The organism is Bombilactobacillus bombi (genome assembly GCF_013607485.1).
Taxonomy (GTDB): Bacteria; Bacillota; Bacilli; order Lactobacillales; family Lactobacillaceae; genus Bombilactobacillus; species Bombilactobacillus bombi_A.
Map to the genome: position 1 here is coordinate 19,782 of NZ_SCHP01000018.1, position 7,683 is coordinate 27,464.

Genomic DNA, 7,683 nt, shown 5'->3' on the forward strand with positions numbered 1-7,683 from the left:
ATACTTTTACCTCTCATAAATAATAGTTAATGGACCATCATTAATTAGTTCAACTTGCATATCGGCACCAAAAACTCCAGTCTGTACCGATAAACCTGCTTGTGCTAAACGTTGATTAAATAATTCATATAATTTTTGGGCGGCCTTAGGTTCTAAGGCCTCCGTAAAACTAGGGCGATTTCCCTTTTTGGTATTGGCATAAAGGGTAAATTGTGAAACAGATAAAACTTGACCTTGAAGATCTTTGATAGCTAGATTAGTTTTACCATTATCATCTGCAAAAATACGGGTTTTAACAATTTTTTGAGCTAAATAATCCACTGCCTCACTTGTATCACCTTGGCCAAAGCCAACTAAAAGTAAAACACCAGCACTAATTTGAGCAACAGTTTTTTGCTCAATTTTGACACTAGCTTGACTAACTCGTTGTAAAACTACTTTCATAAATTTACCTCAATTAATTACGCGCTTAACATCATAAACATCAGGAATGTTATTAATTTTAGTCATGATATCTTTTAAATGTTCCAAATTACGTACTCCGACAGTTAGAGAAACATGTGCCATACGATCATGATCCATGCGACCGTTAACATCATTGAGCATATTAGTTTGCTTATTAACAACCTGCAAAATGTCATTTAATAATCCATTGCGGTTAAAGCCAAATATCTCTAATCTAACCAAATATTGGTGATTATAGACATTTCCCCAGCTAGCTTCAATCAAGCGACTAGTCTGACTTTCATCTTGAATATTTGGACAATTATCGCGATGAATTGTTACACCGCGGCCTTTAGTAATATAACCTACGATTTTATCACCAGGAATAGGAGTACAGCATTTGGCCATATGGATCAATAAATTCTCCACACCTTGAATATGAATTTCACGGTCATCAGTTTCAATAACTGTATCATGATGATCAGCACTAGTATCGTCCTTGTTTGAGTCATCATGCATGATTTTTTCTTCATATTCTGCTTTTTTCTGTTGTTCGGCTTGTTGACGCTCGGCTTCTGTTAGGCGGTTAACAACTCCAATTACCGAAACTGCACCATAACCCACAGCGGCTAACAATTCTTCTTCCGTAGCAAAGTTATAACGATCTAATACAGTCTGCAAGGCTTTTTTATTAAGGTAATTTTTAGGAGCCAAATTGCGATCTAATAATTCACGTTCCAGCTTACTGCGTCCTGTGTCAATATTTTTTTGCCGATCAACACTTTTAAAGTAGCGCTTAATTTTATTGCGGGCCCGTGTTGTATAGGCAAGATTTTCCCAGTCGCGACTGGGAGAAGCATTAGATTGAGTGAGCAATTCTACAATATCACCATTGCGCAATTTATAATCTAGGGGGACAATTTTACCATTAACCTTAGCCCCAATTGTATGATTACCGACTTCAGTATGAATTTGATAAGCAAAGTCGATGGGTACTGCACCCTTAGGCAATTCTAAGACTTCACCCTTAGGTGTAAATACATATACACGATCGGAAAAAACATCACCCTTAATATTTTCCATAAAATCGGCATCCGTAGAAGATTCTTCTTGTATTTCCATGATTTCTCGGAAAACATCAATTTGATGGTCATTGCTATCAAGGTTAACCTTTTCTTTTTTGCCTTCTTTATAGGCCCAATGAGCAGCCACCCCATATTCAGCCACTTCATGCATCTTATAAGTACGAATTTGCACTTCTAAAGGACGTCCTTGAGGACCAATAACTGTTGTATGCAAGGATTGATAACCATTAACTTTAGGAACAGCAATGTAATCTTTGAAACGACCCGGTATAGGTTTCCATTTGGCATGAATATTTCCCAGTACACCATAACAGTCTCGGACTGTATTTACCATAATCCGAATTGCCAAAAGGTCATAAAGCTCCTCAAATTGCTTATGTTTTTCGACCATTTTTTTATAGATAGAATAAATATGTTTAGCACGACCGCTAATATCATATTTAATGTGTAATTGATCAATATTTTTTTGTACTTCTTTGACTGCTGCTTGAATATATTCTTCCCGCTGGGCCCGCTTTGAATTCATTAAATGAACAATCCGATAGTACTGCTGAGGATTAAGATAGCGCAAGGATAGATCTTCAAGCTCCCATTTAATAGTACTGATTCCTAAACGGTCTGCCAGAGGAGCATAAATTTCTAAAGTCTCATTGGCAATTCGCCGCTGCTTATCAGGACGCAAATGCTGCAAGGTACGCATGTTATGCAAACGGTCTGCCAATTTAACCATGATAACCCGCATATCTTGAGCAGTAGCCAAGAGCATTTTACGATGGTTAGCTGCCAATAATTGTTGGTGTGACTTGTATTTGTATTTTGAAATCTTAGTTACACCTTCTACAATATTAGCCACGTCATTGCCGAAAAGTTCGCGTATATCTTCAGAAATAATATTAGTATCTTCGACTACATCATGTAAAAAACCGGCCGAAATCGTATCCGGATCCATTTTTAAATTAGCCAAAATTGCTGCTACTTGGACGGGATGAATAATATAAGGTTCTCCAGAAGCTCGTTTTTGGTCACGATGAACATAAGCAGCCATTTCATAAGCCTTTTTAATATATTCGATGTGACGTTCATTCATATATGTTGCACATAAATCAAAAACTTCTTGGGCTGTATAAATTTTTTCTTTAGACATCCTTTCACCCGCTCTCCTAAAAATACAATCAGATTGAATTCAAATTTTCTTATTGGTGATGACAATTACACTGGCACAAAACAGTTCCTAGTACTTTTCTTGAGTTGATAATATCATTCAACCTGACATTATCTGAATACTTTATAACTATTTTAATTATTTTTAGTCAAAATAAAAGCTAAATATTCAATTAAGCCATATAAAATAGTAAATAAGTACACATAAATGCTTAAAGTATAGCGAATTAAAACTAATAACAAAAATGCACCGGGAAATATGGCAAAAGTCCACTTAGGCTGCTGCTGCTTTTTAATCCAACGTCCCATAATGATAGAAACTGTAATATTAACAATTAAAAACAAAAAGCCTATCCGCCAGGATTTCCCCAAATGAAAACTAGTAGCAATAAGCGGTAATGTGACCGCAATCAATAATGCTACAAAGATAATTTTGCTGTACCTTGAATGCCAAAATTTTAATATTCGTGTTTTCAATTTTTACAATCCTTATCTAATTCCGTTTGATATGATACGACACTTAAAAAATAAAGCGGCGCAGTCTCGGCCCGTAAAATTCGTGGTCCCAATCCGCAAGTATTATACCCATTTTGCCTCAATTGCTGAATTTCTTCAACTGCTAAACCACCTTCAGGTCCAAATAAACAACTTAATGACTGTTGGGAGTGTAATTGTTGTAATACTGCAGTCAAATTTTGATTTTCATTATGCTTAGCATCTTCTTCATAAGCTACTAATTGATAATCAGCTGATTCTTGAACCAACAACTGCTTTAGCGAAGAATAATAAGTAACTGTGGGAACCATTAAACGATGAGCTTGCTGTGCCGCATTGACAGCAATTTGGTTCAGACGTAATAATTTCTTAGAGACAGCCTTCGGCGGCCATTTCATAATAGAGTAACGTGATTGAAAAAAGATAATTTGCTTTGCTCCTAATTCGGTAGCTTTTTGGGTAATCCAATCAACTTTATCTTTTTTAGATAAAGCACAAATAATAGTCACCGCAACTGGCAATTCTGCCAAGGGCCGCGTTGTGGCTTGTAACTGCACCTGAAAATTACTACTATTAATCATGGTGATTTGCGCTTGAAAAGTCTGTTGCTTTTTATCTACAATCCAAAAATTATCATGAAGCTGTAAGCGTAAGACTTTAATTAAATGCCGATATTGCTCGCCACTTAAAGTCAGCTGGGTTTGGGCAGTCAATTCTCGTTCAACAAAAATTTGCTGCATTTATTTCTCCTTTTGTCCGACTATACAGCCCCAGCCTTGGGTAAAACTGGACTGTAAAATTTGGAATCCTTCTTGTTGTAAAAGCTCTTGTATTGACAAAGTATGTTCAGCCAAAATCCCAGAAATAATCACCAGCCCTTTAGAATTGAGATGATTATTTAATTGGGGAATAAGTTGACGTATAGGCTCTTCTAGCATATTTGCAGTAATAATATCAGCTTTTTGTGATAAATCAGTTAAAAGTGAACCAGTTTGGACGGCAAATTTGGCCTGGGGACAATTAAATTGAAAATTTTCTTGAGCAACTGCTACTGCTTTAGAAGAAATATCTGTTCCCCAAAGCTGGCGAATGCCTAATTTACAAGCAGCAATAGCTAAAATTCCTGTACCAGTGCCCACATCAATTAATGACTTCTGCTGAGAGACGAATAATTCTAATGCTTGCAAACATAGCTTAGTAGTAGCGTGCTCCCCACTACCAAAAGCCTCTTGTGGATCCATAAAGATATCATAAGGACCTTCTAGAGACTTTTTTTGCCAACGAGGAATAATAGACATAAAATGAGATATAAAGACTGGTTTATAAAAAGGCGCCCAATTTTTCCCCCAATGTAAGTCCACATTAGATAGCACATTGAAGTGATAATCGGCGGCGTTTAATCCCAAATCTTGAAGAGTTTTGCGTAGGTTTTGCTGCCAAGTAACGCTTAGTTGTGAAGCGGGCAAATAAACTGCTAAGCCCTCATTATTTGCTAATGTTTCAATTCCTGTAACATGGTTAATAATTAAGGCATTTGATACTAACTCAAAATTTTCTGCTGTGGTTAAAATCTGAAATTGGGTCCAGTTGTCCTGCATAATGGCTCCTTTATCATTTTTGTTTAGATGTGGAAGTATCTTTTGAAGTTTCTTTTTTGATGGGATAGTTTTTCACTAATTTACCAAATTGTTTTTGAGCCTTAGCTAGCTGCTTGCTGTCTTTACGTAATTGAGCCGTAATTTTAGCAAAATCGTGCTGACTTAAATCTAGTTGATCTTTTTTATGAAATCCAAACATGAACTTTCCTCTTAACATAATTCAGTTTTTATTTATTATATTATAATGTTAGTGAGAAATAATACAGCAAAACGAGGTCATTATGAGCAAAAAAAAGCAACGTACACAAAAAACTTTAGTTGAAAAAATTCTTGATAAACATCAAATTGCTTATCAACCATTGGCTTTTGATACCCAGACAAAAGGAGATGTCGAACAAATTGTTCCCCATCAAAATGATGATATTGCAATTTATAAAACTTTAGTTTTGACAGGCAATAAAACTGGTCCTTTGGTGGGGGTTTTACCGCTAGATAAGCATTTAAGTTACAAATTATTAGCTCAGCTATCCGGTAATAAAAAAGTAAAAATGGTGCCTTTGAAAGACCTACAAAAAACATCAGGATTTGAACACGGCGCCAATAGTCCGATTGGTATTCGTGAACAGCATAATTATCCAATTTATTTTGATAATCAAGCCTTAGAAGACGGACAAATAGCTGTTTCTGCTGGAAAAATAGGCAAATCTGTCCTAGTTGATGTGCAGCAAATTGCCCAGCTAGTATCTGGCAAATTTGGGAGTTTCGCAGTAGATCAGCCTGATTAAAAAAAGCCGTGACAAAAAGTGTCACGGTTTTTTAGTGCCCCTGCCAAGGAACTATAATTATACACCTGTAAATTACTTTTGAAAGCGACAATTATGTATAATTTTCTTTGAGAACACAAAATTAGCAGCTAATTTTATTGCACTGTCGGCTTAAAATTATTAATATTCATAAAATAAATACATGATACTTTTATGAAATTTATGAGCTATAATTAACATCTCATAATCATGAAATGGGGCTTTGCCCTTTTCCTTTTGTTCATACTGGCGTCGATTTTTCAAACCAATTAATGACGCCATTTCACTAGTACTATACTCATGGGCCAAGCGTTCTTGACGTACATGAGTCTTGGGATGTAATAATTTTTCTTTAAGCTCTTTTTTATCAGCCATTTGTTTCACCTCAATTTTATTCGTTCCTAATATCTCATATTGAGATTGATAATGTCAAGAGCGAAATTTAGATTGTAGTTTTATTTTATTTGTGATATCTTTTTCTCATGGAGATATTTAAAAAGGAGACGATAATATGGCGGAAAATATATTAGGGCCGATCATCAAACAACTACGAAAACAAAAGAATTTAACTCAATCTGAATTAGGAAAAATGATCGGTTATAGCCAAAACACTGTTTCCAATCATGAGAATAAGAAGCGTGCATTAAGTGAAAAAGGAATTTCAAAATATGCACATGCCCTTGGTACCACACCTCAGGAACTTTTTATGAAATCCCAGAATAGTTTAACACAATCACCCATATCATATTCTTATTACCGTTATTATGACATGGGTTTGCCTATGGGAATTGATTTTGAAGCCGATTCATTAAAGTATCAAAATATTCATAAGGTGGCTTTAGCAGATGAACTAATGGGTAATTATGCTGGTGACAGTAGTATTTTCATTACTCGAATTAATGGAAAATACCCTAATATAATAATTCCTAATCGTTCATTAATTGCTGTTAAAAAAATTAATTCTTGGCATGACCTTAAAAATGGTGATCTAGCTATTATTCAAGTTGATAATAAAATGACGATCAAGTATTACTATTATGATCAAGAAAAAAAACTTATCTCATTTGCACCAAATGCGGATGATAATTGTACTACCTCTTCTAAATACTATTTAAATGACCTCCAAGATGTCAAGATTATTGGGCATATTATATCCTATACAGTTATAGTTTAAGAACTAAAATTTGAACGCATTTAGAGCGTTTTTTTTTATCATAAAATTTCCTTTTTGTAAAAACAAAAATTACATATTTCAAAAAATCCTTTGACTGCCTATCTGGCAATCAAAGGATTTTAAATTAATCAAAAATAGTAAACTTTAATTTCATTCTTTCAGAACCAGATTTAACCATATTTCCTAATAATTCCCAACTATTTTGAATAAATATTGTAGATAGCTGCTGATTGGCCTGTTTCAACAACTGGTCAATATTTTGAGATCCTGACGCTTGCTTATCAGTTGCTTGAACTATGGCACGTAACTGGGCCAGGGTCTTTTGTTCAAATTGGGCATGATATTCACTATATAAGGAATAGTTAGTATCACCTAGTACTCCTAATGTCCGACTTAACCAATATGCAGTATTAGGATTATAACTTGCATTTGCATCTCGAAAAGCTTCTGGAGTGTCACTAACATTAGTATAGAAAGGTACAAAAGTATTAAAAGTATTGGGACCAAATCCTAGCCATTGGATGCCCGCGATAGCCTCAGGTACATTGTTGCGAATTTGAAGTATATGACTTTCCTCATTACGGTTAATACCAATAGGACGAAAGAGAGTTTTTTGTTCATCCGTTCCATTACCATAGCGGTCATATGGAGTATTTTCATAGTGAGAGCTCATTGCCCACTTCAATTCTTCAATGTTAATCTTGCGATTAGCATGACAGATAAATGGTAGATTTTGATCAAGTGGATCTTGTTTAACATCTGGTGTAAAGAATTTTTGTACATACCAAGCGCGAGGATTATTGTAATGAGTGTCCTTAATCGTTGCTGATCCAAAAATATGTCTTAAATTGACTTCATTATGATCAGGATTCAAATTATTATCAGCAATAAATTGTGGTAAATCTGCTGAATAAAGTACATCA

10 protein-coding genes are annotated in these 7,683 nt (G+C 35.0%); 2 read left to right on the top strand and 8 right to left on the bottom strand.

Translation table 11 applies throughout. The features are described from left to right. Nucleotides 1–6 precede the first annotated feature (6 nt). The 6 genes from dtd to EQ827_RS05105 all read right to left on the bottom strand — a co-directional run bounded on the left by dtd (nt 7) and on the right by EQ827_RS05105 (nt 4,982). Nucleotides 7–444, bottom strand: a complete 438-nt coding sequence (dtd, locus tag EQ827_RS05080; RefSeq protein WP_181189910.1) for a D-aminoacyl-tRNA deacylase — start codon at nt 442–444, stop codon at nt 7–9. Between the two features lie 9 nt (nt 445–453). After that, nucleotides 454–2,673, bottom strand: coding sequence for a RelA/SpoT family protein (locus tag EQ827_RS05085; protein WP_181189911.1), 2,220 nt, complete (start codon nt 2,671–2,673; stop codon nt 454–456). A gap of 152 nt (nt 2,674–2,825) precedes the next feature. After that, nucleotides 2,826–3,167 carry a hypothetical protein gene (locus EQ827_RS05090; RefSeq protein WP_181189912.1) on the bottom strand — a complete coding sequence of 114 codons (342 nt, stop codon included), beginning with the start codon at nt 3,165–3,167 and terminating at the stop codon, nt 2,826–2,828. After that, complete coding sequence (locus EQ827_RS05095) at nt 3,164–3,925, bottom strand: RsmE family RNA methyltransferase (protein ID WP_181189913.1); 762 nt, start codon at nt 3,923–3,925, stop codon at nt 3,164–3,166. The genes EQ827_RS05090 and EQ827_RS05095 overlap by 4 nt, the downstream gene beginning before the upstream one ends. Beyond that, complete coding sequence (locus EQ827_RS05100) at nt 3,926–4,783, bottom strand: 50S ribosomal protein L11 methyltransferase (RefSeq protein WP_181189914.1); 858 nt, start codon at nt 4,781–4,783, stop codon at nt 3,926–3,928. Nucleotides 4,784–4,796: 13 nt separating this feature from the next. Next, nucleotides 4,797–4,982: a hypothetical protein gene (locus EQ827_RS05105; RefSeq protein ID WP_181189915.1), complete on the bottom strand. Its 186-nt coding sequence runs from the start codon at nt 4,980–4,982 to the stop codon at nt 4,797–4,799. 82 nt (nt 4,983–5,064) lie between these two features. Here EQ827_RS05105 and EQ827_RS05110 point away from each other — a divergent pair, with 82 nt between their 5' ends. Then, nucleotides 5,065–5,568 carry a YbaK/EbsC family protein gene (locus EQ827_RS05110; RefSeq protein WP_181189916.1) on the top strand — a complete coding sequence of 168 codons (504 nt, stop codon included), beginning with the start codon at nt 5,065–5,067 and terminating at the stop codon, nt 5,566–5,568. 159 nt (nt 5,569–5,727) lie between these two features. Here EQ827_RS05110 and EQ827_RS05115 read toward each other — a convergent pair whose 3' ends face one another. Continuing rightward, nucleotides 5,728–5,961, bottom strand: coding sequence for an XRE family transcriptional regulator (locus EQ827_RS05115; protein WP_181189917.1), 234 nt, complete (start codon nt 5,959–5,961; stop codon nt 5,728–5,730). Between the two features lie 136 nt (nt 5,962–6,097). Between EQ827_RS05115 and EQ827_RS05120 the strand changes: the two genes are divergently transcribed. Next, a complete protein-coding gene (locus tag EQ827_RS05120; RefSeq protein WP_181189918.1) occupies nt 6,098–6,760 on the top strand; it encodes an XRE family transcriptional regulator in 663 nt (220 codons plus the stop codon). A 124-nt stretch (nt 6,761–6,884) separates the two neighbouring features. Here EQ827_RS05120 and EQ827_RS05125 read toward each other — a convergent pair. Then, nucleotides 6,885–7,683 (bottom strand): C69 family dipeptidase (locus tag EQ827_RS05125; RefSeq protein ID WP_181189919.1); only part of this gene is annotated, 799 nt, incomplete at its 5' end.